Origin of the sequence: Pseudolabrys sp. Root1462 (assembly GCF_001426945.1) — a bacterium.
Taxonomy (GTDB): domain Bacteria; phylum Pseudomonadota; class Alphaproteobacteria; order Rhizobiales; family Xanthobacteraceae; genus Pseudolabrys.
The window spans coordinates 1,303,864-1,329,748 of the sequence record NZ_LMFS01000001.1; the positions used below are offsets into that span (position 1 = coordinate 1,303,864).

Below are 25,885 nucleotides of genomic sequence, written 5' to 3' on the forward strand. Positions count from 1 at the left end.
TCGCGCGCACGATCGGCGTCTTCCTTTCTTGCCACGTGTGCCGGGACAACAGACATGACCAATGCAGCTCTGGAACGCCGCCGCCGCTATGCCGGCCCGGCACTCTTTTCTTACGGCTTCCGCATCTTCTTTCTCAGCGCCGCGATCTGGGCGGCGGGCGGCATTCTGCTGTGGCTGCCGGTCTATCTAGGGCTGCTGCCGTTCTCGACGAACTTCTCGGCGCTCGATTGGCATATCCATGAGATGCTGTTCGGCTATGCCGCGGCCGCCATTGCCGGCTTCCTGCTGACCGCTATCCCGAACTGGACCGGCCGGCTGCCGGTCAATGGCGCACCGCTCGCGGCGCTGGCCTCGCTCTGGCTCGCCGGTCGCATCGCCATGCTGGCCTCCTCAAGTCTCGGTCCTGCGCTCACCGGCATCGCCGATGCCGCATTCCTCGCCGCGCTGGCGTTCGTCTGCGCGCGGGAGATTATCGCCGGCAAGAACTGGCGAAATCTTCGTGTTCTCGCCGTCGTCACTCTTCTTTTGGCGTCGAACATTTTCTTTCACGTCGAAAATTTCGTGAGCGGCGCCGCCGACTACAGCATCCGCCTGGCGTTGGCCGCCGTGATTGTGCTGATCGCGCTCGTCGGCGGCCGTATCGTGCCGAGCTTCACCAATAACTGGTTGTCTCGGAACAATCCTGGCCGCTTGCCGAAACCGTTTTCGCGGTACGACGCAGTGACATTGGCATGCACTGCCGCTGCGCTGGCGGCGTGGGTCATTGTCCCGGCGGCCATCGTCACCGGCTGGGCGATGCTGCTCGTCGGCGTGATGCAGACGGTTCGTCTCGCGCGCTGGGCCGGTGATCGGACGACCGCTGACCGGCTCGTTCTCGTGCTGCACGTCGCCTATGCCTTCGTGCCGCTGGGCTTCTTGTTGAATGGGCTTTCGATTGTCGCTGGTCTGCCGGCGAGCGCGGGCATTCACGCCTGGGCGGCGGGGGCGGTTGGGCTGATGACGCTGGCCGTCATGACGCGCGCTTCGCTCGGCCACACCGGTCATGCCTTGCAGGCAGGGCCGGCGACGCAGGCGATCTACGGGCTGGTCTTTGCCGGCGCGGTGTTGCGCGTCGTCGCGGCGTTGTCCGGCAATGTTCTGTTGCTGGAAAGCGCCGGGGTGTTGTGGCTGGGAGGCTTCCTGCTTTTTGCCCTTGCTTACGGCCCGATATTGGCGCGCCAGCGGCCCGCCTGGGCGGAAGCGCGCTGCTGACCGGCTTGTCGCGCCGCCTGGGCGGGTAGGCCTATTCCTTTGCCATTGGCAAATGGCATCTCATATTATAGAAATTCTGGCCTCCCGGTACACCGGTGGGCCGAGGTGGTGCCGCTGCCCGAATAGCTGGGGGAAGACGCTCTGATGGCTGGGTCCAACAAGCTCAACGGCGCGCAGGTGATCGTCGACTATCTGATCCAGGAGAAGGTGCCCTATGCCTTCGGGCTTTGCGGGCACGGCAACATCCAGTTCATCGACGCCCTGTATGAGCGTTCCTCCGACATCAAGGCGATTTCGACACATCATGAAAGCGTCGCCGGCTTCATGGCGGACGCCTATTACCGGGTGAAGCGCAAGCCGGTCGCGACCTTCACGTCCTGCGGCCCCGGATCGGCCAACCTGCCGATCGCGCTGGCCACGGCCTATCTCGACTCGGTGCCGTTCCTGGCGGTGACCGGCAATGTGCCGACCAGCCAGTTCAATCGCGGCGCGTTCCAGGAAATGTACCGGCAGAACCAGGCCGACTTCCCCTCGACCGTGCGCAGCGTTTGCAAGCGCGTTTATCAGCCGACCCGCGGCGAGATGGTGCCGCTCGCGGTGCGACAAGCATGGAAGACCATGGTCACGGGCCGGCCGGGTCCGGTGGTGCTCGACGTGCCCTTCGATGTGTTCATGGAAGCGGCGGCGGAAGAGGCGCCCAATCCGGAAGAGTGGAGCGCCAATATTTCGAGCCGCTGCGGCGCCGATCCCGAAGGCGTCATCAAGGCCGTCGACATGCTGCTCAGCGCCGAGCGGCCGGTCATGCTGGTCGGCCAGCAGATACGCCATGGCGACGCGGCCGCGGAGTTGAGGATGCTCGCCGAGCGGCTGCAGATTCCGGTCGCGGCGTCGATGAGCGGCCTCGGCGCGCTCGACACCCATCATCCGCTGGCGCTCGGCATGGTCGCGCGCGGCGGGCATTATCAGGCCAACCACGCCACGCGTCAGGCGGACGTGCTGATGTCGCTCGGCGCCCGTTTCGACGACCGCACATCGAGCTCATGGATTCCGGGCTACTCCTTCACCATCCCGCCGACCAAACTCATCCATGTCGACATTGATCCGGAGGAGATCGGCCGCAACTATCCGGTGGCGCTCGGCCTGATGGCCGATCTGCGCACCTTTTTGCGTCAGATTCTCGCCGAACTCGATCGCCGCACCGACACGACCAAGAAGCTCGACGCCCGCAAGAAATGGCTGGCCGAGATCGACGGCTACCGCAAGGAGTGGGACAAGTTCGTCGCGCCCGGTTTCACCGATGACAGCCAGCCGATCAATCCGCAGCGCGCCGCCTTCGAAATCGACCGCGCCTTGCCGGAAGACGCCATCCTCGTCAGCGACATCGGCGTGCATCACAACTGGTTGCTCGGTTACTGCAAGCCGCGCCGGCCGGATTCGCTGATCGGCTGCATGGGCTTCGGCTCGATGGGCTTCGGCGTCGCCGGCGTGCTGGGCGCCAAGTTCGCGGCGCCCGACCGGCCCTGCATTTCGGTCTGCGGCGATGGCGCTTTCTTCATGCATGCCAACGTGCTCGGCACGGCGGTCGAATACAATCTGCCGGTGGTCTGGGTGGTGTGGAACAATTACGCCTACGCCTCGATCCGCGGCCTGCAGCGCGGCTACCTCAACGGCCGCGAACTCGCCACCGACTTTCACGATCCGCTCACCGGGCAGCGCTACAATCCGGACTTTGCGGCGATGGCGCGTTCGGCCGGCGTCGAGGGCGTGCGGGTCGATCGCGCCGCCGATGTCGGCGACGCCATCCGAAAAGGCATTGCAGCCAACAAGCCATACCTCATTGACGTGGACATCGCGGCCGATACTAATCCGGCCGGTGCCGGCGTATGGGAACTGCCGGGTCTCGGCACCAGCAAGCCGTCGATCGGCACGCGCTATATCCCCGGCAACTGATCGGCAGGGTCGCCTTTGGCATCGTCCTCGGTTTTCGATGAGACTTATGACGTCGTCGTGATCGGAGGCGGCAACGCTGCGCTGTGCGCCGCGATCACCGCGCGGCGGGCAGGGCGCAGCGTCATCGTGCTCGAGGGCGCGCCGGAATTCTATCGCGGCGGCAACACGCGCCACACCCGCAACCTGCGCTGCTCGCATGACGGCACCGCGCCGACCATGACCGGGCCATACGAACCCGGCGAATTTCTCGACGACCTCTACCGCGTCACCGGCGGCCAGACCGACAAGGCGCTGGCCGAACTGACCATTGCCAAGTCGCGCGAACTGCTCGGCTTCATGGACGACGTCGGCGTCCGTTTTCAGCCGCCGCTCGGCGGCACTTTGAGCCTGGGCAAGACCAACGCCTTCTTCCTCGGCGGCGGCCGCGGCATGCTCAACGCGCTCTATCGCAAGGCGGAGGATCTTGGCGTCATCTGCCTGTACGACGCCAAAGTGACCGGCCTCACCATCGAGAACGGTTATTTCGTTTCCGCCAATGTCGATTTCGAAGGCGCGAGCCGCATCGTGCGCGGCAAAGCGCTGGTCGCCGCGGCCGGCGGCTTCGAATCCAACATCGAGTGGCTGAAGGAATACTGGGGCGACGCGGCCGACAACTTCATCATCCGCGGCACCAAATTCAACCGCGGCGACGTGCTGCGTCTGCTGCTCGATGCCGGCGTCAAGCCGGTCGGCGATCCGACGCAGTGCCACGCCATCGCGCTCGATGCGCGGTCGCCGAAGTTCGACGGCGGCATCGCGACGCGCCTCGACAGCATCGTCTTCGGCGTCGTCGTCAACCGCGACGCTCAGCGTTTCTATGACGAAGGCGAGGATGTCTGGCCCAAGCGCTACGCCATCTGGGGGCGCCTGATCGCCCAACAGCCCGACCAGATCGCCTATTCGATCATCGATTCCCGCTCGATCCGGCTGTTCATGCCGTCGATCTTCCCGGCCATTGAGGCGGGCAGCATCGGTGAGCTGGCGGGCAAGCTGTCACTTGACGTCGCGGCCCTGGAAAAGACCGTGGCGGAGTTCAACGCCGCAGTGCGGCCGGGAACCTTCGATCACACCGTGCTCGACGATTGCCGCACCCAAGGTCTGGCGATCGAGAAGACCCATTGGGCGCGGACCATCGACCATCCGCCGTATTACGCCTATCCGCTGCGGCCGGGCATCACCTTCACCTATCTCGGCGTGCGGGTGAACGAGGAGGCGCGCATGCAGATGGCGGACGGCACGCCATCGGGCAACATGTTCGCGGCGGGTGAAATCATGGCGGGCAACGTGCTGGGCAAAGGCTATCTTGCCGGCATCGGAATGACGATTGGCGCCGTGTTCGGGCGGCTCGCGGGCGAGGGAGCCGCTTTGCATGCACGCAACTAGTTCGCTGCGGGAAGCCGATCGTCTGATGACGATCTGCAACGCCTGCCGCTACTGCGAAGGCTTGTGCGCGGTGTTTCCGGCGATGGAAATGCGCCGCACCTTCGCCGACGGCGATCTCAATTATCTCGCCAACCTCTGTCACCAGTGCGGCGCCTGCTATACCGACTGCCAGTATTCGCCGCCGCATGAATTCAGCGTCAACATCCCGGCAACTCTGGCTGCCGCGCGCAACGACAGCTATGCGCATTATGTCTGGCCGGGCTTTCTCGCCGGCGTGTTCAACCGCAACGGCCTGCTGGTGACGCTGCTGACCGCGGCGAGCCTCGCCGTTTTCGTCGTCGGCTTCGTCGTGTGGGTCGATCCTGCGGCGCTGTTCGCCACGCATGGCGGCGACTTCTACAAGGTGATGCCGCACAACGCGATGGCCGGCATCTTCGGCGTGGTGGCGCTGTATGCGATCCTTGCCTTCGCCATCAGCCTGACGCGGTTCTGGCGCGACATCAACGGCAACACGCCGATCGGCCTGCGCGACTTCGGCCGCGCGCTGATCGACACTTTCCACCTGACCTACCTGCATGGCGGCGGTGGCGGCTGTACCAGCGAAGACAAGAGGCCGTCGCCGTCACGCCGAATGTTTCACCACTTCACCTTTTATGGCTTCATGCTCTGCTTTGCGTCGACTTCGGTGGCGACGCTGTATCACTACGCGTTCGGCTGGCACGCGCCTTACGGCCTGCTCAGCCTGCCGGTGATCCTTGGTACGGTCGGCGGCATCGGCCTGTTGATCGGTCCGGTGGGGCTGTACGCGCTATCAGCGCGCCGCGATCCGATTCTGACGGACGTCAAACGACGCGATATGTCCACCGCCTTTATCGTCATGCTGTTCCTGGTGGCGCTGACGGGGCTTCTGCTGTTGATGTTGCGTGACAGCGCCGCGATGGGCATCCTGCTTGCGGTGCACCTCGGTACGGTACTGGGCCTGTTCCTCAGCCTGCCATACGGCAAGTTCGTGCACGGGCTGTATCGCTTCCTGGCGCTGGTCAAATACGCGGCCGAGCGCCGGCAGGGCACCTTCGTCGAATGAATCGCTAACTGTGCTGTCGCTTATTTCGACGCCTTGAGCACGTCGCTGGCGCCGAATGCTTGCGAGAGAGACTTGGCCGCAGCGGAAAGGGTCTTGGCCCGGCTTTGCAGGCTCTGGATCGACAGCCGCCACACTGGCCCTGAAATGCCGATGGCGCCGGTCACCTGGCCGCTGAAGTCGTAGATGGGCATCGCCGCGCAGCGCACCTCGCTGTTGAACTCGCCGTCGTCAAAACCAATGCCGGCGTCGCGGATCGCTTCGATATCGCGGCGCAGCCGGTTCTTGTCGGTGATGGTGGCGGGCGTCAGCGGCTCGAGCGAGACGCGATCGAGATAGTGTTCGAGTTGCTCCGGCCTGAGCGCGGCGAGGATCACCTTGCCGAGCGCGGTGCAATAGGCCGGCCGCACCACGCCAGCGCGTTCGGTCAACTGAAACGCACCCGGGCCGGGCGTACGCGCCAGCACGACGACGGCGTCGCCGACGCGCGCGGCGAAATGCGCGCTCTCGCCGGTTTCATGCGCGAGCTGCTCGAGCACGGGTGTCGCCATGCTCACCATTTCCATCTCGTCGAGCGCGCTTGCCGCCAGAGCAAACAGCGGCCGACCGATGCGATAGCGCTTGCTGTCCTTGATCTGGCGGATGTAGCCCAGCGACACCATGGTCTTGACCAGATGGAACGTCGTCGAATTGTGCAGGCCGACGCGCTTGCTCAGGTCGGCGAGGCCAATGCCTTCGCGGTTGCGTGCGACTTCCTCGAGGATCGAGAAGGCGCGGGCGATCGACTGGACCCCGCCTCCGGCGCGTTCGGGGGCGTCGGCGCCGTCGTCGGCGCGCTCGACATTATCGACCACCTTCTTGACCGCCGGTCCGGTATCGCCGGGCCGGGACGGGGCCGCCTTCTTCAGTCTTGCGGGAGTTCTCAAACGCCTGCCTCCGGCGGATAGGGCGATGGTCTTAAGCGTTCTACAATGTCGCAGGCCATTTTCAAAGGTTGGCGGCGGCGATGACGTCGGCCCACACCGGCAGCGGCCGCGCCTCATACGGCTTGTTCCAGGCGGCGCAATTGCCGGCGTCGATGATCTGGACCGGCAGGATGATCTCGCCCGGCATGCTTTCGCCCCTGAGGTGGCGGACGGTGGCCTCGACGGCGATGGCGCTCATCGCCATCGGATCGAAATTGGCGGTCGCCAGCATGCGCCCGGCCTCGATCTCGGTGATCGCATCCGGGATGGCATTGATGCCGACCATCGGCGGCAGCCGGGCGACGCCCACTCCGGTCATCGCGTCGATGACACCGAGCGCCATGTGGTCGTTGGCGCTCAGCACCGCGTCGATGCCTTTCAGCTTATCGGCGGCTGCGAGCCAGGCTTGTCTCGCCACATCGCGCAAATACTCGCCGCGCAGCGACGCCCGGACCTTCACGCCAGGATATTCGGCAAGCGTGTCCTGAAAGCCGATGAGGCGGTCGCGGCTGGTCGGCGAGGCGCTGGCGCCCTCGATGATGACGATGTCGCCGCGTCCGGCCAGCTTCTCGAACAGGTAGCGCGCGATGTCCCGCCCGAGCGCGCGGTCGTCCGAGCCGATGAAACAGACGCGCTGTCCGGCGGTCGTCTTCGACACGATGTTGAACAGCGGAATCTTCGCGGTATCGAATTGCAGGATGGCCTCGTTCACCGCGGTCTCATGCACCGGCACGAACACCACGGCGTCGGGCTTGTCGCGGATCGCCCGGCCGATCAGCGCGATCTGCTCATCGACATTGTCTGGTTTTTCCGGAACGTAATGCGTGACGCTGGCGCCGAGCCGCGCCGCCGTGCGGTCGGCGCCGATGCGCGCCGACTGGTAGCCGGGATTGACGAGGTTCTTCGTAAAAACGGCGATGCGCGGCGGCATGCGGACGCTCAAGCCCCGTTGAATTGCACGATGTTGAGCCCGGCGTTCGGATCGGTCACGTACATCAAGCCATTCTTGTCGACGAAGCAGTCGGCCGACTGCACGACCTGTGGCCGGTTCGGGCGTGGATCCATCATCTTCGCCGGATTGGGCGGCACGTAGAAACCGACCTCGCGCGGCTGGAACTGGTTGGCAATGTTGAACACGCGCACGCCGGCATTGTAGAACGTGGCGAAAATCAATTCCGAACTCTGGAACGAGCCGGGCCGGTTCTCGTGCATGTTATGCGCACCGAAGAAGCCGCCCTTGGCGCAATAGTCGTCCTCCGCCGGCATCGGCATGGTGGCAATGCTGACCGGATTGTGCGGCGCGCGGATATCATAGACCCAGATGTAGCGCAGCCCGTCGGCGCAGTTGTTGGTGGACGGTTCGTCCGCGACCACCAGCAGATTGCGGTCCGGCAGCGGCAGGGGCGAATGCGTGCCGCCGCCGAATGGCGGATCGGTGTTGCGGTGGGCGATGATGCGCGGCTTTGCCTTGTCGGCGATGTCGATAACGGTGAGGCCGCCGTCGCGCCAGGCGCCGAAGGCGAGGTCGCCGGCGACCAGCGCATGATGCAGGGCATAGCGGCGGTTGGACGCCCAGGCCGGCGTTTCGCCGCCGCCGCGCCACATGCCGGGGATCCAGCAACGGCCGACGACATGAGGCTTGCGCGGATCGGCCATGTCGATGATCGCGAGTATATGATCGGTGAAGTCGTGGAAGTGGATCGAGGCATAGGCGTAACGGCCGCCGACATACCAGAGGCGATGCGGACCGACGCCCTCGACTGGCATGAAGCCGATCTCGGTCGGCTTGTCGGGCTTCGATATATCGTAGACGCGGATGCCGGGCGTGAACTGGTTGCCCGTGGCCTTCATCTGCTCGGCCCAGGAGCCGCCGAAGTAAGCCTTGTCGGTTTGGAATTGCTGCATGTGCCAGACACTCGGCGCATTCACCGCCAGCAGCAGGTCATCATGGGTCTGCAAATGCAGCGCGCGCGTGCCCGGCGGACAGGCGATGAAGTCGACTACCTTCGGGTTCTTCGCGTCGCGCACGTCGAGCGTGGTGATGCCGTTGGAGAAGCCGTGACCGACATAGGCGTAGCCGCGGTGCACCATGATCTGCACGCCGTCGGCGTGGCCGTTCATGTCGGTGTGGCTGACGAACGAAATGTTGCGGGACGGTTGCGAAGCCATGGCGGTTTCCGGCGCACGAAGAGGGAGCAAAGCGACGAGGACGGCGCCGCGGCCGCAGCGGCCCGTAAGCGGGCCCGTGCGGACCGGGGCGGCGTGCCCGCCAAGGCTAGCATCGCGTATTCAGTATTGGCAAATGCCAACTCACAATGTGGGATAATTGTTGACTCCCCGCGCGGGTTCGCCAGAGTAGGGGAACAGGACAGAGTGACGTTCGCCGGCCGGGGTCACAAACAAAAGTGACGGTTCACGTGGGTGGGGAGCAAGCAGGCGCGGGAGCGGCGGCGCGCGCGATAGCGAGCGCGGTGCATCGCCATGACGCAGGCAAATCGCCCCGGTCATCTCGGCGGTCTCACGCGTTCCGCGCGCTGGCCGGACGGCGGAGACCTGCTAACGTGCCGTTCGACGCCAACAACCTTCAAGAACACCGCCCGATGTTGACGCTCCGTCAGATCGAAGTCATTCGCGCCATCATGGTGACCGGCACGGTTGGCGGGGCCGCGCGGCTGCTCAACGTGTCGTCGCCGGGTATCAGCCGCGTGATGAAGCACGCGGAGACATCAGTCGGGGTCAAGCTGTTCGATCGCCAGGGCGGCCGTTACTCACCGACCAGCGAAGCTCATGCCATCTTCGATCAGATCAACGGCGTCTACGACAAGATCGAAGACCTGGAATTCGTCATTTCACGAATCAAGCGCGGGGCCGACAGCGAGCTCAAGGTCGCCTCGGTGCCCAGCATTGCCAATGTCATGGTGCCGCGGGCGCTGGCCAATGTGCGCAAGGCGTTTCCCAATCTGCTGATCGACTGCGACATCCTCAAGATCGAGGACGCCGTCGATTACCTTCTGCTGGGCAAGGGCGAACTGGTTGCGCTGAGCTCGAGGATCGAGCATCCGATGCTGACCTGTGCGCCCCTGGCGCGAGGACAGCTTAAATGCATCGTGCCGGCGGATCACCCGCTCGCCAGACGCGCAGAAGTCCCGGCGGCGGAAATCGCCAAGTACCCGTTGATCGGCGTCGATCCGAACGATCCCTACGGACGGATCATGGCCGATCTGTTCGCCAGGCACTCGTTGAATTACGAAGTGACCATTCGCGCCCGCTTCGGCTCGACCGTCTGCGCCCTGGTCACGCAAGGTCTCGGCGTGGCGATCGTCGATGAGTTCACGCTGGCGGCCAACAACTGGCCGCAGGTCCGTGTTCTCGACATCGCCGAGCCGACGGTATTCCAGACCTACATTGTGCACCGCAAGGACGCGCCGCTGTCGCGTTACGCGGCCTTGTTCATCACTGCGTTGCGCGAGCATATGGAAAGCCTGGCCGCGCCGGTTGTGCCGCGGCGCGCTCAAGCCGCGGGCGTCCGCGAGGTGCGCCGAAGATAACCTGATGTTGGGTTTCGACAACGTTTTGATTGTTGACCTCGTGCGGCGACGCCGCAATGGTCTGACAATCAGAGACTGGTCCGGGATCAAGGACCGCCTGATCTAAACGCCGGGGTAACACCGGCGCGACTTTAAACCACCTGAGGGGAGATGCTCATGCTTCGCACTGGATTGCTTGTATCGCTCGTTGCCGCCGGTATCGGACTGGCCGGGACGGCGCACGCACAGCAAAAGACCGTTTACATGCCGGCGATCCTGGAATTGTCCGGGGCCGGCGCCGTTTCCGGCACCAATTTCCGCGACGGCATGCTGATGGCCATCGACGAGATCAACAAGGCCGGCGGCATCCTCGGCCACAAGATCGAGACGCCGGTGCTCGACACCCAGAGCGATGCCGGCACCTCGCGCGCCCAGCTGCAGAAAGTGCTCGACAACAATCCCTATGTCGTCTTCGGCCCGGTGTTCTCCGGCTCGGTCCTGGTGACGCAGTTGATGACGCTGAAGGCCGAGATTCCGGAAATCGTGGGTGGCGAAGCGGCGGCGATCACCCAGAAGAACAACGCTTATGTGTTCCGCACTTCGTTCGGCCAGCAGTTCAGCATGCCGAAGATCGCCAACTACATTCACGACAGCATCAAGGCCAAGAGCGTGGCCGTGGTCTGGGTCAACAACGACTTCGGCAAGGGCGGCCGCGACAACTTCACCAAGGAGATGAAGGATCGCGGCATCAACATCGCCGCCGACATCTCGACCGAGGTCGGCCAGGCGGACTTCTCGGCTGACGTCGTCAAGCTCAAGGGCGCGAATGCCGATGCCGTCTTCGTCTATCTCAATGAAGAAGAGAGCGCGCGCTTCCTCAAGGAAGCCAAGAAGCAGGGCATCAAGGCGCCGCTGATCGGCGAAACCACGCTGCTCGGCCAGAAGGTGATCGATCTCGCCGGCGGCGCCGCCGAAGGCGTCCAGGGCCATGTCGGCCTGACCGTCGATGCCCCGATCAAGGCGGTGCAGGACTTCGCCGCCAAGTTCAAGCAGCGGTTCAATTATGTCTGCGACCATAACGGCATCAAGGGCTACACCGGCGTCTACTTCGTCAAGTACGTGACCGAGAAGATCGGCAAGTTCGACAGCAAGGCCTTCGCGGAGAAGGCGCACGGCATCACCATCACGCCGAAGGACGAGCCGGGCATCCTGATGGAAGCGATGTGGGACAAGAACGGCGACATCGACCGTGAAAGCTTCCTTGGCGAGGTCGTCGACGGCAAGCAGAAGATCGTCAAGACGCTGCCGATGCTGAGCAAGAAGTAATCGCACGTCGTCGCAACGTTTCCGCCCGGCGCGCGACGCCGGGCGGAACCTGACGGGCTCCGTATCATGGCCTCGTTTATCCAGCTCCTGGTCTCGGGTCTCGCGACCGGAGCGATCTATGCGCTCATCGCCATCGGCTTCACCCTGCTGTGGCAGACGTCGCAGACGATCAATTTCGCCCAGGGCGAATTCGTCATGTTGCCGGCGTTCTTCGTCCTCGCGGCGATGAATGTCGGCGCCCCGTACTGGCTGGCGGCGCTGATCGGCATTGCACTCTCGGTCGTCGTCCTCGGCGTGCTGTTCAAGGCGGTCATCGTCGACCCGATGATGAGGCATGGCGTGCTGCCGCTGGTGATCACGACCATCGCGCTGTCGCTGTTCCTCAAGGAGAGCGTCAAGGATTTCTATTCGTCGCAGGCGCAGCCGTTTCCGGCGCCGGTCGCGCCGCGCGACCTGCATTTCCTCGGTGCGGTGGTGTCGCTGCAGAGCGTCGTTGTGCTCGCCGTCGCGGTGCTGACCGTCGTCGCGCTGCATCTCCTGCTCAACAAGACGCGGCTCGGCCGCTGCATGCAGGCGACCGCGCAGAATCCGACGGTGGCGCGGATCCTCGGCATCCCGGTCGGCCGCATGGTGCTCTACACCTTCCTGATCAACGGCGCGCTGGTGGCCATCGCCTCGCTGCTGATCAGCCCGATCTATCTCGCCAAGTTCACCAATGGCGAGGCGCTCGGCATGGCGGCCTTCATCGCCGCCATCATCGGCGGCTTCAACCAGGTGCGCGGCGCCATTCTGGGCGGTCTCATTCTCGGGGTGCTCGACAATCTGTCGGCCGCCTATCTGTCGTCGCAATATCGCGGCGCGTTTCCGCTGGTCATCCTCATCGCGGTGATCCTGTTCCGGCCGCAAGGCCTGCTCGGCCGTGTCGAGGAGCGCGCGGTATGAGGCGGCTCGGACCTTCGGCGTTGGCGATCGCCGGCGTGGTGGCGATCGGATTGCCGTTCCTGCTCAAGCCGTTCGGCGTCTATCTCATTTCGATGTGGGCGGTGCTGACCATCGCCGCCATCGGCCTTAACCTCACGCTCGGCTATGCCGGGCAGGTGTCGATGGCGCAGGGCGCCTTCGTCGGCATCGGCGCCTATACGGTCGCGCTTTTGACGGCGGCGGGCTGGCCGTTCTTCGTCGCGTTCATCCTCGGCGGCGCATTGTGCTTTGTCATCGGCTGGCTGCTCGGCTATCCGGCGCTGCGCGTGCAGCACCATTATCTGGCTTTCGTCACGCTGGCGTTCAACACGCTGGTCTTCCTCGTCCTGCGCAACGAAGAGTGGCTGACGCGCGGCAGCTACGGCATCGCCGGCACCGATCGGCCGAGCCTGTTCGGGTTTTCGACCGACAATGCGCGGGCGTTCTATTTCGTCTGCCTGGCGATCCTGGTGCTGCTGTCGGCGGCGACCTGGTGGATGATGCGTTCGCCCTGGGGCAGGGCCTTCGTGGCATTGCGCGAAAATCCGATCCGCGCGCTGTCGCTCGGTCTCGATACGCGGCGCTACACGTTAATGGCCTTCGCGCTCGGCTCGACGCTGGGCGGGCTTGCCGGCGGACTCTATGCGCCGCTGGTGCAGTTCATCGAGCCGGGTTCGTTCTCGCTGAACATGTCGTTCAATCTTCTTCTGATGGTGATTGTCGGCGGCAGCGGGCGGTTCTTCGGCCCCTTCGTCGGCGCGCTGATCGCCGTGCTGCTGCCGGAATGGATGCGGATCGCCGAAGGCTACTATCTCATCGTCTACGCCATGCTGGTGATGGTGCTGATGGTGTTCTGTCCGACCGGCGTCCTCGGCCTGTTCGAAAAGGCGTTCAGACCGAAGAAAGCGCCGCCGCCGGCACCCGCGACGCTCAAGGCGGAGGTCACGCGATGACGGCCGTCCTCGAAGTCAACAATCTCAGCAAGCGCTTCGGTGGCATCGTCGCGGTCGACAACGTGTCGTTCACGGTCAATGACGGCGATATCCTCGGCATCATCGGGCCGAACGGTTCCGGCAAGTCCACGCTGTTCAACTGCGTGCTCGGCCAATTGCTGCCGAGCGACGGCACCGTGCGCATCGACGGACAGGAATCGACCGGCATGCGGCCGTGCGATCTCAATCGTCTCGGCGTCAGCCGCACATTCCAATTGCTGCAGGTCTTTCCGCAATTGTCGGTGCGCGACAATCTCATTCTCGCCGGCCAGGAGCATCAGGGCTCGATGACGTCGCGGCTGTTCGGGCGGCCCGATGCCGGGCTCGGCGATGCGGCGGACCAGATGATCGAGTTTTTCCGCCTGTCGCATCTCGCCGAGGAGCAGGCCGGCATGCTGAGCTACGGCCAGCAGAAGCTGCTCGACGCCGCGATGGCCTTCATGGCCGGCCCGCGTCTGGTGCTGCTCGACGAGCCGGCCGGCGGCGTCAACCTCACCATGCTCGGCTTGTTGCGCGAGCGGCTGCAGGCCTATCACGCCGAACGCAAGGCCACCTTCGTCGTGATCGAGCATCAGATGGAATTCGTCATGGCGCTGTGCACGCGCGTGCTGGTGCTGGCGGAAGGGCGGATCATCGCCGAGGGCGCGCCGGAAGAAGTGCGGCGCAACCCCGCGGTGATCGAAGCCTATCTCGGTCATTGAGGGCGGCACGATGAGCAGCAGCGACGCCATCCTTGAGATCGACGATGTTTATGCCGGCTACGGCAAGATGACGATTCTCAACGGCACCACGGCGCGCATCCGCCGCGCCGCCATCACCACCGTCATCGGCCCGAACGGCGCCGGCAAGTCGACTCTGTTCAAGACGATCTACGGTCTGCTGCCGGTGCGCACGGGCTCGATCGGCTTCGACGGCCGCGCCACGACGAATTTCCAGCCGCGCCAGGTGCTCGACGCCGGCATGGCCTACATCCCGCAGGGCCGCAATATCTTCCCCGAGCTCAGCGTGCGCCATAACCTCGAGCTCGGCGGCGTCGCCTTGGCCGATCAGTCGCAGTTGCCCGAGCGCATGGAGCGCATCATGCAGCGCTTTCCGATGCTGCGCGAGAAGGCCGACACCCAGGCCTCGACCTTGTCGGGCGGCCAGCAGAAGCTGCTCGAGGTCGCGCGCGGCCTGCTGCTCGATCCGAAGCTGATCCTGATCGACGAGCCGTCGATCGGCCTGTCGCCGCTGATGGTGCAGGAGGTGTTCGCCATTCTCAAAGGCCTGCGCGACAAGGGCGTCACCATCCTGCTCATCGAGCAGAACGCCAAGCAGGCGCTGCAGATGTCGGATTACGGCCTGGTGCTGGAGCAGGGCCAGACCCGGATCGAGGACACCGCGGCCAATATCCTCCACGACCCGCGCATCGCCCAACTCTTCCTGGGCGGCGGACTGGCGGCCGCGGCGTCCTGAGCGGGCCCGGCCGGGCGTTTCCGCGCGGCCGGCGCCTGGCATACATAATTATTGTCGGCCCGGCCGGCCGCTGAGACCGGTCGCCTCATTAGGGTGCCGGTAGGGTGAAAACGCCTGATTGGCGGCCGGTTTACGGACGCCTCTGATTAAATCACTCAAATACCGCCAAAATCGCAGTTTGATAGGCTTTCGCTATTGCGAAATGTTATCGGGAGATCATGTTTTGATAGGGATTATCGATCAATCCATCGAAACAGGGTTCTTGATCGATAATTTGAAAGGATTCTAATGCGGTTAAACGCAGGAAAAGCGGTTCGACAGCATGAAAACGACACCCGGGTGGGACGCAAATCTGGCGGCGGAAATCATCGGTCGCCATAAGGATACCGAGGGGCCGCTGCTCCCGATCCTGCACAGTCTGCAGCATGCCTTCGGCTATATCCCCGAACCGGCCGAGCCGATGGTGGCCGAGGCGCTCAATATATCCCGCGCCGAGGTGCACGGCGTCGTCACCTTCTATCATGACTACCGCCACGCGCCGGCCGGCCGCCACGTGCTCAAGCTTTGCCAAGCGGAAGCCTGCCAGGCTTGCGGCAGCGATGCGCTGGCCGCCCGCGCCGAAGAGAAACTCGGCGTGAAACTCGGCGAAACCTCGGCGGACGGCCGGGTCACGCTGGAACCGGTTTACTGCCTCGGTCTTTGTTCTGTATCGCCGTCGGCGATGATCGATGGCCGCATCGTCGGCCGGCTCGACGCCAACAAGCTCGATGCCTTGCTCGCGGAGACGTCTCGATGAGCGCGATCCGCATATATGTTCCCGGTGACGCTGCGGCGGTGGCCTGCGGCGCCGACGACATCGCGAAGACCATTCGCGATCTGGCCGCCCAGCGCCGCATCGACGTGCAGATCGTCCGCAACGGTTCGCGCGGCATGCACTGGCTCGAGCCGATGCTCGAAGTGACGACGCCGGAAGGCCGCATCGCTTACGGCCCGGTCGAAGCCGGCGATGTCGAGAGCGTGTTCGACGCGATGCTGGGCAATGGCCAGGCTTTGGGCGGCGAGCACAAGCTGCGCGTCGGCAAGCCCGAAGACCACCCGTTCATGAAGAAGCAGACGCGGCTCACCTTCGCCCGCTGCGGCATCGTCGATCCCCGCTCGCTGGAAGACTACTGCGCTCATGGCGGCTATCGCGGCCTCAACAAGGCGCTGGCCAAGCCCGCCAATATCGTCAACGAGGTGACCCAGTCCGGCCTGCGCGGTCGCGGCGGCGCCGGCTTCCCGACCGGGATCAAGTGGAAGACCGTCGCCGACACCAAAGCCGATCAGAAATACATCGTCTGCAACGCCGACGAGGGCGACTCCGGCACCTTCGCCGACCGCATGATCATGGAAGGCGATCCCTTCGTGCTCATCGAGGGCATGACGATTGCAGGCATCGCCGTCGGTGCCACCAAGGGTTACATCTATATCCGCTCCGAATATCCGCATGCCATCGACGTCATGAACGATGCGATCAGCGCGGCGCGGCGCGGCGGTGTGCTCGGCGCCAAGGTCTGCGGATCGGACTATGTCTTCGATCTCGAAGTCCGCGTCGGCGCCGGCGCCTATGTCTGCGGCGAAGAAACGGCGCTGCTCGATTCACTCGAAGGCAAGCGCGGGCAGGTGAGGGCGAAGCCGCCGCTGCCGGCGCACAAGGGCCTGTTCGGCAAGCCGACCGTCATCAACAACGTGCTGTCGCTCGCCACCGTCCCGATCATCATGGACAAGGGTGCCGAGTTTTATAAGAACTTCGGCATGGGCCGTTCGCGCGGCACCATGCCGATCCAGCTCGCCGGCAATCTCAATTACGGCGGCCTGTTCGAAACCGCGTTCGGCATCACGCTTGGCGAACTGGTCGATGATATCGGCGGCGGCTGTTTCACCGGCCGCCCGGTCAAGGCGGTGCAGGTCGGCGGCCCGCTCGGCGCCTACTTCCCGCGCGCGCTGTTCGACACGCCGTTCGATTACGAAGCCTTCGCCGCCAAGGATGGCCTGATCGGCCATGGCGGCATCGTCGTTTTCGACGACAGCGTCGATATGGCCAAGCAGGCGCGCTTTGCGATGGAATTCTGCGCTATCGAATCCTGCGGCAAGTGTACGCCGTGCCGCATCGGCTCGACGCGCGGTGTCGAAACCGTCGATCGCATCATGAAGGGAATCGAGAGGACCAAGAATCTCGAAGTCCTCACCGATCTCTGCAACACCATGAAATTCGGCTCGCTCTGTGCGCTCGGCGGCTTCACGCCGTATCCGGTGATGAGCGCGCTCACCCATTTCCCCGAAGACTTCGGCGGCGCCCCGCGCCTCGAAGCCGCTGAATAAGGAGACCCCTCATGTCTCTCATCCACGAAATCGATTACGGCACGCCGAAGTCCAAATCCGAGAAGATGGTGACGCTGACCATCGACGGCGTCGAGGTCACGGTGCCTGAAGGCACCTCGATCATGCGCGCCGCCATGGACATGGGGACGCAGATCCCGAAACTGTGCGCGACCGATATGGTCGATGCCTTCGGTTCCTGCCGTCTCTGTCTCGTCGAAATCGAGGGCCGCGCCGGCACGCCGGCGTCGTGCACCACGCCGGTGGCGCCCGGCATCGTCGTCAAGACGCAGACCGATCGCCTGCATCAGATCCGCAAGGGTGTGATGGAGCTCTACATCTCCGACCATCCGCTCGACTGCCTGACCTGCTCGGCGAACGGCGACTGCGAATTGCAGGACATGGCCGGCCAGGTCGGCCTGCGCGACGTGCGTTACGGCTATGAGGGCGAGAACCACGTCTTCGCCAAGACGCCCGAGGGCCTCAATCCGAACTGGCTGCCGAAGGACGAGTCGAATCCCTACTTCACCTACGAGCCGTCGAAGTGCATCGTCTGCTCGCGCTGCGTTCGCGCCTGCGAGGAAGTGCAGGGCACTTTCGCGCTGACCATCGCCGGCCGCGGCTTCGGTAGCCGCGTCGCCGCCGGCATGGAAGAATCCTTCCTCGGTTCGGAGTGCGTGTCCTGCGGCGCCTGCGTCCAGGCCTGCCCGACCGCGACGTTGAACGAGAAGAAGGTGATCGAGATCGGCAAGCCCGAGCACTCGGTCGTCACCACCTGCGCCTATTGCGGCGTCGGCTGCTCCTTCAAGGCGGAAATGCGCGGCGAGGAAGTCGTGCGCATGGTGCCGTGGAAGGACGGCGAGGCCAATCGCGGTCATTCCTGCGTCAAGGGCCGCTTCGCCTGGGGTTACGCCACCCACAAGGAGCGCATCCTCAACCCGATGATCCGTTCCTCGATCCACGAGCCGTGGAAGGAAGTGAGCTGGGACGAGGCGATCGCCTACACCGCCTCCGAGTTCAAGCGCATCCAGAACAAGTACGGCCGGTCCTCGGTCGGCGGCATCACCTCGTCGCGCTGCACCAACGAAGAAACCTTCCTGGTGCAGAAGCTGATCCGCGCCGCCTTCGGCAACAACAACGTCGATACCTGCGCCCGCGTCTGCCACTCGCCGACCGGCTATGGCCTCGGCCAGACCTACGGCACCTCGGCCGGTACGCAGAACTTCGACTCGGTCGAGGACAGCGACGTCATCATCGTCATCGGCGCCAATCCGGCGGCGGCGCATCCGGTGTTCGCCTCGCGCATGAAGAAGCGCATCCGCCAGGGCGCCAAGCTCATCGTCATCGATCCGCGCCGCACCGAAATGGTGAAGTCGGCGCATATCGACGCCGCCTATCATCTGCCCCTGCTGCCCGGCACCAACGTCGCCATGCTGACCGCGCTGGCGCATGTCATCGTCACCGAGAAGCTCTACAACGAGAAGTTCATCCGCGAGCGTTGCGACTGGGATGAATTCCAGCACTGGGCGGAGTTCGTCTCGCTGCCGCAGAACTCGCCGGAGTCGGTCGCCAAGGCGACCGGCGTCGCGGCCGAACAGATCCGCGGCGCGGCGCGTCTTTACGCCACGGGCGGCAACGGCGCGATTTATTACGGCCTCGGCGTCACCGAACATTCCCAGGGCTCGACCGCCGTCATGGGCATCGCCAACCTGGCCATGTGCACCGGCAATATCGGTCGCAAGGGCGTCGGCGTGAATCCGCTGCGCGGCCAGAACAACGTTCAGGGCTCGTGTGACATGGGTTCGTTCCCGCACGAACTGTCCGGCTATCGTCACATCTCGCTCGATGAGCCGCGCCAGATGTTCGAGAAGGATTGGGGCGTCACGCTCGAGAAGGAACCGGGCCTGCGCATCAACAACATGCTCGACGCCGCCGTCGATGGCTCGTTCAAGGGCATCTACATCCAGGGTGAAGACATCCTGCAGTCGGATCCGGACACCAAGCATGTCGCCGCCGGTCTGGAGGCGATGGAATGCGTCGTGGTGCAGGATCTGTTCCTCAACGAAACCGCGCGCTACGCCCATGTCTTCCTGCCGGGCTCGACCTTCCTGGAGAAGAACGGCACCTTCACCAATGCGGAGCGCCGCATCCAGCTGGTGCGCCGGGTCATGTCGCCGAAGAACGGCTATGAGGACTGGGAGATCACCTGCCTCATCAGCAACGCGCTCGGCTATCCGATGCACTACGATCATCCGTCGCAGATCATGGACGAGATCGCGCGCCTGACGCCGGGCTTCGCCAACGTCTCCTTCAAGATGCTGGAGGAACGCGGCTCCGTGCAGTGGCCGTGCAACGACAACGCGCCGGAAGGCTCGCCGATCATGCACGTCAACGGCTTCGTGCGCGGCAAGGGCAAGTTCATCGTCACCGAATACGTGGCGACCGACGAGAAGGTCGGTCCGCGCTTCCCGCTGCTGCTGACCACCGGCCGCATTCTGTCGCAGTACAACGTCGGCGCCCAGACGCGGCGCACCGACAACTCGCTGTGGCATGCCGAGGACGTGCTCGAAATCCATCCGCAGGATGCCGAGGACCGCGGCGTCAAGGAAGGCGACTTCGTCAAGCTGGCGAGCCGCTCGGGCGAAACCACCTTGCGCGCGGTCGTCACCGACAAGGTGGCGCCGGGCGTGGTCTACACCACGTTCCACCACCCGGACACGCAGGCCAACGTCATCACCACGGACTACTCCGACTGGGCCACCAACTGCCCCGAATACAAAGTCACCGCGGTGCAGGTGTCGCCGTCCAACGGCCCGACGCCGTGGCAGGAGGAATACGAACGCTTCTCCAAGGAGACGCGGCGTATCGTTCCGGCGGAAGCCGCGGAGTAAGCCGTGCCCGGACCGGTCCGCACCGTCGAACGGCTGGCCTGGCGGGCAGGGCGCTTTACGTCCGGCGAGCGCGCGATCTCGGAAGAGACGGCGGTCGCCTTCACCTATAACGGCACCACTTACGCCGTGATGATGGCGACGCCGCAGGATCTCGAGGACTTCGCCGTGGGCTTTACGGTGACCGAAGGCCTCGTCGCGTCGCCCGACGAGATCGAGCGCATCGAAGTGCTCGAACTGGAGGCCGGCATCGAACTGCAGATGCGCCTCAACGAGTCGCGTGCCGGTGCGCTGGCGGCGCGGCGGCGCTTTCTCGCAGGTCCCACCGGCTGCGGCCTATGCGGCATCGAATCGCTGACCGAGGCGATGCGGCCCCTGCAACCGCTGGCCGATCATGTTGCCGTGTCGCCGCGCGACATCATGCGGGCGATGGCGGCACTGCCCGATTTGCAAACCATCAATCAGCAGACGCACGCCGTGCACGGCGCCGCGTTCTATCGTCCCGCGGATGACGGCCTGATCATGCGCGAGGATGTCGGCCGTCATAATGCGCTCGACAAGTTATGCGGCGCCTTGCTGCGCGACGACATTTCGCGGCAAAGCGGTTTTGCGCTGGTGACCAGCCGGCTTTCGATCGAGATGATCCAGAAGGCGGCGACCGTCGGCATTCCGATCCTGGTCGCCGTATCGGCGCCGACCGCGCTCGCCGTGCGCGCCGCCGACAGCGTCGGCATGACGTTGGTTGCGGTGGCGCGGTCCGACGGATTCGAAGTGTTCACGCACCCGCAGCGCATCAAGGAAGAGCGGAGCCTCCATGTCGTCGCCGGCTAAGTCACCCGACAAACTGGTCTATATGGCCAACCAGATCGGCAAGTTCTTCGCCACGCAGAAACCGGGCGGCGATGTCGATGGTATCGCCACCCACATCCGCAAGTTCTGGGATCCGCGGATGCGCGGCGCGATCTTCAGCCATCTCGATGCCGGCGGCGCCGGGCTCGATCCGCTGCCGCTCAAGGCGCTGCAGAAGCTGAAGGCCGACGAGACCGCGAAGGCCTGAGCGATTCACCAGTCCTCTGCTCGTGAACATGCGCTTCGCGTCATCCTGACGCAGTCGCGTGGGCGGTTTCCCATGGCGTGACGGCGCCGGCGCGCCGGGTCCTCGCGTCTGCTCATCTTGTCATACACTCCTACAACTGCCATGGTTCGCGTCCTGTCGGTGCAGCCTGCTCGCGTCAAAGAAGCGGGCGCCCGGCGCGGGACGACATGGGCGAGGAGGAGACGTGATGATCTCAGTGAAGACGCGTGCCCGGACGGCCATCGGCATGGCGGCCGCGGTTCTCGGTGGTCTGGCCATCGTGCTCTCGAACGGGCTGCCGGCGGCCGCGCAGGATACGGTGCGCATCGCGCTGCCGACCAAGACTTATTATCCCACCATCATCTCGGAAGCGGCGCTGCGGCATAAGCTGTTCGAGAAGGAAGGCATCAAGGCCGAACTCACCGTTTATCGCGGCGGTGCGGAAGCCTTCGAAGCGGTGGCGGCGGGCGCCGCCGATCTAACCGTCGGCTCGACCGCGATCGTTGCCGCCGGCATCCGGAAGGGCGTGCATACCCAGGCCGTCGCCGGCGCCGGCATGGGCTACACCGGCTGGTACCTGATGGTGAAACCGGATTCGCCGATCAAGGACGTCAAGGATCTCGACGGCAAGAAGGTCGGCATCACGTCGGCCGGCTCGGCGAGCGACATCATCGCGCGCTGGACCATGGCCGACAAGAAGATCAAGTTCACCGCGGTGCCGCTCGGCGGCGGCGGGCTGGTGCCGAACATGCTGTCCGGCAACGTCGATGCCATCGTGCTGTATTCGCCGCTCAGCTTCAAAGTGCTGCAGGAGAAGACCGGGCGGGCCCTGATCGATTACGGCCAGGCGATGCCCGAGCATCTCAGCGGCGTATGGATCGCCTCCGACAAGGTGATCAAGGAAAAGCCAGCGATGGTGCAGAAGGCGGTCAATGCGCTGTTCGGCGCGATGATTGCACTGAGGAATGACAAGGCGGGGGCGATCAAGCTGATCGCCGAAGTCGACGAGATTTCGCCGCAGATTGCCGAAGCGGAGCTCGAGGGCAACATCCTCAAATTGTCCTCGGACGGCGAAATGAAGAAAGAGTGGGTCGAGCGCGGCCTCGACATGGCCAAGCTCGTCGGCATGACGGATCTGGCGCCGATCGACGAGATCTACACCACCAAGTTCAAGGCGGTGCCGACCAAGTAGCGCGCGGTCCGGGACATCATCCATGAGCAGGACGGCAACGACCCTGATCCGGCTCGCGATGCTCATCGTCTTCCTCGGCGCGTGGGAGGTTCTGCCACGCGCCGGGATCGTCAATCCGATGCTGCTGCCGCCTTTGTCGCAGGTGCTCGCCGTGCTCGGTGACATCCTGGCGCGCAGCGATTTCCGCGAGGCGATGGCGGTGACCGCGGCCGAGGTCGTGGTCGCCTTCGTCATCGCCGTGCCGATCGGCGGCGCGCTCGGCGTGCTGCTTGCCGAGAACGCCTATCTCGGCGCCATCTTCCGGCCGATGCTGTTCTACGTCTTCAGCATCCCGAAATCGATTTTCCTGCCGATGTTCATCCTCGCCTTCGGCATCGGCTTCGGCCAGAAGGTCGCCTACGCCACGTTCTCGACGGTGTTCATCGTCATCATGAGCGCCGGCGCTGCCGTGGAGTCGGTGAAGGCGGAGTACATCCTGGTCGCGCAGTCCTACGGCGCGAGCCGGGGGCAGATCCTGCGCCGCATCTATGTGCCGAGCATGATGCCGATCTTGCTCGAGGCGGTGCGCATTTCGATGATCTTTAACTTCACCGGCGTCATGATCGCGGAGATGTATGCCTCGCGCACCGGCGTCGGCCACATGATCGCGAACTGGGGCGAGAATTTCATGCTGCCGCAGTTGTTCGCCGGCGTGATCGTGCTGGCGCTGGCGGCGATGGCCTTTAACGAACTGATCCGGTCACTGGAGGCGAGATGCAGCAGGTGGCGCAGCTGAAGCCGAATCCCGGACCGGCGCGGGCGAACGCCGTCGAGGTGATTGGCGTCAGCCATGTCTATCACGGACGCGAAGGCGCGGTGCCGGCGCTAACCGATATCGACATGACGGTGCCGGCCGGCCGTTTCACCGTCATCGTCGGGCCGTCCGGCTGCGGCAAGACTTCGCTGCTGATGATGCTGGCCGGGCTGCGTACGCCGACGTCCGGCACCATTCTCTGCGACGGCCGGCCGATCCCGTCGCCCGATCCGCAGCGCGTCGGCGTCGTGTTCCAGGAGGCGAGCCTCTATCCGTGGCTGACTGCGGTGGAGAATGTCGAGTTTCCGCTGGCTCTGAAGGGTGGACCGCGCGGCGAGCGGCGCGCGCGCGCCGAGGCGATGCTCAAGCTGGTCGGTCTCGACAGCTTCGGCGGGCGCTATCCGCACGAGTTGTCCGGCGGCATGAAGCAGCGGGTCTCCATCGCCCGCGGTCTGGTGCAGGATCCGCCGGTGCTGCTGATGGACGAACCTTTCGCCGCGCTCGACGAGCAGACGCGCATGACCATGGGCCATGAACTGCTGCGCATCTGGGATGAGACCAACAAGACGGTGGTGTTCATTACCCACAGCCTGACCGAGGCGGTCTATCTCGCCGACGAGGTGCTGGTGATGTCGGCGCGGCCGGGCCGCATTCTCGACCGCGTCGCCATCGATCTGCCGCGGCCGCGCACCTATCAGATGATGGCGACCGACAAGTTCGGTCAGTTGCGCGAACGGATCTGGCAGCAGATCCGCGCCAAGGAGTAGGGCGCCATGAACCGGCCGTCGCCGCGCACCGTTCGCCGCCTCATCGGCCTGGCCGTACTGGTGCTGTGGGAGGCGGTGCCGCGGCTCGGCATCCTGCCGGAATTGTTCGTGCCGCCGCTGACCAAGACGCTCGTCGTGTTGTGGAGCGACCGGCTGATCTATCTGTCCGGCCTCATGGTGACGCTGTACGAGGTCGCCTTCGCCATGCTGATCGCATGTGGCGCCGGCATTGCGCTCGGCGCCGTCGTCGGCGGCGTCGCCGTCGTCCGCAACCTGATGCTGCCGGTGGTGTCGAGCCTCTACGCCATTCCGATCGTGATCCTGTATCCGATCTTCACCGCCTGGTTCGGCATCGGCTCGGAATCGAAAATCGCCTTCGCCGGCGTCTACGGCTTCTTCCCGGTGATGCTGTCCACCGCCGCCGGCATCCGCACCATCGACGAGCAGTATCTGCTCGCCGCGCGCAGCATGGGCGCGACGCTGCCGCAGCTGATCGCCCGCGTCATCATTCCGGCGGCGATCCCGACGGTGCTCGCCGGCCTGCGCCTCGGCGGCGCGCTGACGATCATCGGCGTCGTTGTCTCGGAGATGCTGACCTCGGCCAGCGGCATCGGCTATCTCGTCACCATCAACCGCACTATTCTCGACAGCCCGCGCGTGTTCGCCGCCATCATCGTGGTGCTGCTGCTGTCGATCATGTTCGATGTCGCGGTCCGCGCCATCGAGCGCCGCACCCTGGCCTGGCAGAACGCCGGCCGCCGGGTGGCCTCGACAGAGGACGTTCGCGCCGCGCGCCTGCCGGCGCCGGCGACCGCCTAGTTACAAGCATCGCAATTCGTGGAGTCGTCATGGCTGAGAAACTGTTTCCCACCACCGTCGTCGGCAGTTATCCGCAGCCGGACTGGCTGGTCGATCGCAAGATGCTGTCGAAGGTGGTGCCGCGCGTGCGCATGAAGGAGATGTGGCGCGTGGCGGACGAATGGCTCGAACAGGCGCAGGACGATGCCACCATCGTCGCCATCCGCGCGATGGAGCGCGCCGGCATCGACGTCATCACCGATGGCGAGATGCGCCGGGAGAGCTACTCAAATCGCTTCGCCACCGCGCTCGACGGCGTCGACATCGCCAATCCCGGCTTCGTCAAGGCGCGCTCCGGGCAGCAGACGCCCGTGCCGCGGATCGTCGGTAAGGTGCGGCGCAACGGCCCGGTTGAGGTCCGCGACATGCAGTTCCTGCGCGCCAATACCGACCGCATCGCCAAGATCACGCTGCCCGGCCCGTTCACGATGAGCCAGCAGGCCAAGGACGAGCACTATAAGGACGCCGAAGCGCTGGCGATGGACATGGCGGCGGCGGTCAACGAAGAGGCGCACGATCTGGTGCGCGCAGGGGCCGACGTCATCCAGCTCGACGAGCCCTGGGTGCGCAACGATCCGGACAGCGCCCGCCGTTACGCGGTCAAGGCGATCAATCGAGCGCTCGAAGGCATCAAGGTGCCGACCGCGGTGCATCTGTGCTTCGGTTATGCCGCCGTGGTGCCCGGCGAGACCAAGCCGAGCGGCTACTCTTTTCTCGCCGAGCTTGCTGACACCACGGCGACCATGATCTCGATCGAAAGTGCGCAGCCGAAGATCGATCTCGGCGTGCTGGCCGATCTGGCGCCGAAGAAGATCATGCTCGGCGTGCTCGACCTGTCCGACATCGTGGTCGAGACGCCGCAGCGGGTGGCCGAGCGGATCCGGCTCGGCCTCAAGCATGTCAGCCCCGATCGCCTGATCCCGGCGCCGGACTGCGGCATGAAGTATCTGCCGCGCGAAGTCGCGTTCGGCAAACTCAAGGCCATGGTCGAGGGCGCTGCCCTGGTGCGGGCCGAGTACACCTGA

The 25,885-nt window shown here is 64.6% G+C and carries 23 protein-coding genes; 20 read left to right on the plus strand and 3 right to left on the minus strand.

Annotation, left to right across the window (positions count from 1 at the left end):
- Nucleotides 1-54: 54 nt before the first annotated feature.
- The 4 genes from ASD45_RS06255 (at nt 55) to tcuB (ending at nt 5,707) form a co-directional block, all read left to right on the plus strand.
- Nucleotides 55-1,251 (plus strand): NnrS family protein, encoded by a 1,197-nt coding sequence (locus ASD45_RS06255; RefSeq protein ID WP_056910698.1) that lies wholly within the window; start codon nt 55-57, stop codon nt 1,249-1,251.
- A 144-nt stretch (nt 1,252-1,395) separates the two neighbouring features.
- Nucleotides 1,396-3,201: a thiamine pyrophosphate-binding protein gene (locus tag ASD45_RS06260; RefSeq protein ID WP_056910699.1), complete on the plus strand. Its 1,806-nt coding sequence runs from the start codon at nt 1,396-1,398 to the stop codon at nt 3,199-3,201.
- A gap of 15 nt (nt 3,202-3,216) precedes the next feature.
- Nucleotides 3,217-4,623, plus strand: coding sequence for an FAD-dependent tricarballylate dehydrogenase TcuA (gene tcuA, locus ASD45_RS06265; RefSeq protein WP_056910700.1), 1,407 nt, complete (start codon nt 3,217-3,219; stop codon nt 4,621-4,623).
- On the plus strand, nt 4,610-5,707 hold the full coding sequence (gene tcuB / locus ASD45_RS06270) for a tricarballylate utilization 4Fe-4S protein TcuB (RefSeq protein ID WP_056910701.1): 1,098 nt from the start codon (nt 4,610-4,612) through the stop codon (nt 5,705-5,707). Before tcuA ends, tcuB begins: the two co-directional genes overlap by 14 nt.
- 20 nt (nt 5,708-5,727) lie before the next feature.
- On the opposite strand, the gene ASD45_RS06275 is transcribed toward tcuB, so the two are convergent.
- The 3 genes from ASD45_RS06275 to ASD45_RS06285 all read right to left on the minus strand — a co-directional run bounded on the left by ASD45_RS06275 (nt 5,728) and on the right by ASD45_RS06285 (nt 8,838).
- On the minus strand, nt 5,728-6,630 hold the full coding sequence (locus ASD45_RS06275; RefSeq protein ID WP_244485224.1) for an IclR family transcriptional regulator: 903 nt from the start codon (nt 6,628-6,630) through the stop codon (nt 5,728-5,730).
- A gap of 61 nt (nt 6,631-6,691) precedes the next feature.
- Nucleotides 6,692-7,600, minus strand: a complete 909-nt coding sequence (locus ASD45_RS06280; protein WP_056910703.1) for a sugar ABC transporter substrate-binding protein — start codon at nt 7,598-7,600, stop codon at nt 6,692-6,694.
- A gap of 8 nt (nt 7,601-7,608) precedes the next feature.
- Nucleotides 7,609-8,838, minus strand: coding sequence for a hypothetical protein (locus ASD45_RS06285; RefSeq protein ID WP_056910704.1), 1,230 nt, complete (start codon nt 8,836-8,838; stop codon nt 7,609-7,611).
- Nucleotides 8,839-9,269: 431 nt separating this feature from the next.
- Here ASD45_RS06285 and ASD45_RS06290 point away from each other — a divergent pair, with 431 nt between their 5' ends.
- The 16 genes from ASD45_RS06290 to ASD45_RS06365 all read left to right on the plus strand — a co-directional run bounded on the left by ASD45_RS06290 (nt 9,270) and on the right by ASD45_RS06365 (nt 25,885).
- The gene (locus ASD45_RS06290) at nt 9,270-10,217 is read left to right on the plus strand and encodes a LysR family transcriptional regulator (protein WP_056912622.1); all 948 of its coding nucleotides are present in this window, start codon (nt 9,270-9,272) and stop codon (nt 10,215-10,217) included.
- 156 nt (nt 10,218-10,373) lie between these two features.
- Complete coding sequence (locus ASD45_RS06295; protein ID WP_056912623.1) at nt 10,374-11,522, plus strand: ABC transporter substrate-binding protein; 1,149 nt, start codon at nt 10,374-10,376, stop codon at nt 11,520-11,522.
- 66 nt (nt 11,523-11,588) lie between these two features.
- Nucleotides 11,589-12,464 carry a branched-chain amino acid ABC transporter permease gene (locus tag ASD45_RS06300; RefSeq protein WP_056910705.1) on the plus strand — a complete coding sequence of 292 codons (876 nt, stop codon included), beginning with the start codon at nt 11,589-11,591 and terminating at the stop codon, nt 12,462-12,464.
- Nucleotides 12,461-13,435: a branched-chain amino acid ABC transporter permease gene (locus tag ASD45_RS06305; RefSeq protein ID WP_056910706.1), complete on the plus strand. Its 975-nt coding sequence runs from the start codon at nt 12,461-12,463 to the stop codon at nt 13,433-13,435. Before ASD45_RS06300 ends, ASD45_RS06305 begins: the two co-directional genes overlap by 4 nt.
- Complete coding sequence (locus tag ASD45_RS06310) at nt 13,432-14,175, plus strand: ABC transporter ATP-binding protein (RefSeq protein ID WP_056910707.1); 744 nt, start codon at nt 13,432-13,434, stop codon at nt 14,173-14,175. Before ASD45_RS06305 ends, ASD45_RS06310 begins: the two co-directional genes overlap by 4 nt.
- A gap of 10 nt (nt 14,176-14,185) precedes the next feature.
- A complete protein-coding gene (locus ASD45_RS06315) occupies nt 14,186-14,929 on the plus strand; it encodes an ABC transporter ATP-binding protein (protein ID WP_056910708.1) in 744 nt (247 codons plus the stop codon).
- 322 nt (nt 14,930-15,251) lie between these two features.
- A complete protein-coding gene (locus ASD45_RS06320) occupies nt 15,252-15,725 on the plus strand; it encodes a formate dehydrogenase subunit gamma (protein ID WP_056910709.1) in 474 nt (157 codons plus the stop codon).
- Nucleotides 15,722-17,290 carry an NADH-quinone oxidoreductase subunit NuoF gene (locus tag ASD45_RS06325; protein WP_056910710.1) on the plus strand — a complete coding sequence of 523 codons (1,569 nt, stop codon included), beginning with the start codon at nt 15,722-15,724 and terminating at the stop codon, nt 17,288-17,290. Before ASD45_RS06320 ends, ASD45_RS06325 begins: the two co-directional genes overlap by 4 nt.
- An 11-nt stretch (nt 17,291-17,301) precedes the next feature.
- Nucleotides 17,302-20,178: a formate dehydrogenase subunit alpha gene (gene fdhF, locus ASD45_RS06330; RefSeq protein WP_056910711.1), complete on the plus strand. Its 2,877-nt coding sequence runs from the start codon at nt 17,302-17,304 to the stop codon at nt 20,176-20,178.
- 3 nt (nt 20,179-20,181) lie between these two features.
- The gene (gene fdhD, locus ASD45_RS06335) at nt 20,182-21,006 is read left to right on the plus strand and encodes a formate dehydrogenase accessory sulfurtransferase FdhD (protein WP_056910712.1); all 825 of its coding nucleotides are present in this window, start codon (nt 20,182-20,184) and stop codon (nt 21,004-21,006) included.
- Complete coding sequence (locus tag ASD45_RS06340) at nt 20,990-21,232, plus strand: formate dehydrogenase subunit delta (RefSeq protein ID WP_056910713.1); 243 nt, start codon at nt 20,990-20,992, stop codon at nt 21,230-21,232. Before fdhD ends, ASD45_RS06340 begins: the two co-directional genes overlap by 17 nt.
- 226 nt (nt 21,233-21,458) lie before the next feature.
- Entirely contained in the window at nt 21,459-22,442 is a 984-nt protein-coding gene (locus ASD45_RS06345) for an ABC transporter substrate-binding protein (protein WP_082540690.1), read from the plus strand.
- Between the two features lie 22 nt (nt 22,443-22,464).
- Nucleotides 22,465-23,217: an ABC transporter permease subunit gene (locus tag ASD45_RS06350; protein ID WP_056910714.1), complete on the plus strand. Its 753-nt coding sequence runs from the start codon at nt 22,465-22,467 to the stop codon at nt 23,215-23,217.
- Nucleotides 23,196-24,002 (plus strand): ABC transporter ATP-binding protein, encoded by an 807-nt coding sequence (locus tag ASD45_RS06355; protein ID WP_056910715.1) that lies wholly within the window; start codon nt 23,196-23,198, stop codon nt 24,000-24,002. Before ASD45_RS06350 ends, ASD45_RS06355 begins: the two co-directional genes overlap by 22 nt.
- A 6-nt stretch (nt 24,003-24,008) precedes the next feature.
- Nucleotides 24,009-24,821, plus strand: coding sequence for an ABC transporter permease (locus ASD45_RS06360; RefSeq protein ID WP_056910716.1), 813 nt, complete (start codon nt 24,009-24,011; stop codon nt 24,819-24,821).
- 29 nt (nt 24,822-24,850) lie between these two features.
- Complete coding sequence (locus ASD45_RS06365) at nt 24,851-25,885, plus strand: uroporphyrinogen decarboxylase family protein (protein ID WP_056910717.1); 1,035 nt, start codon at nt 24,851-24,853, stop codon at nt 25,883-25,885.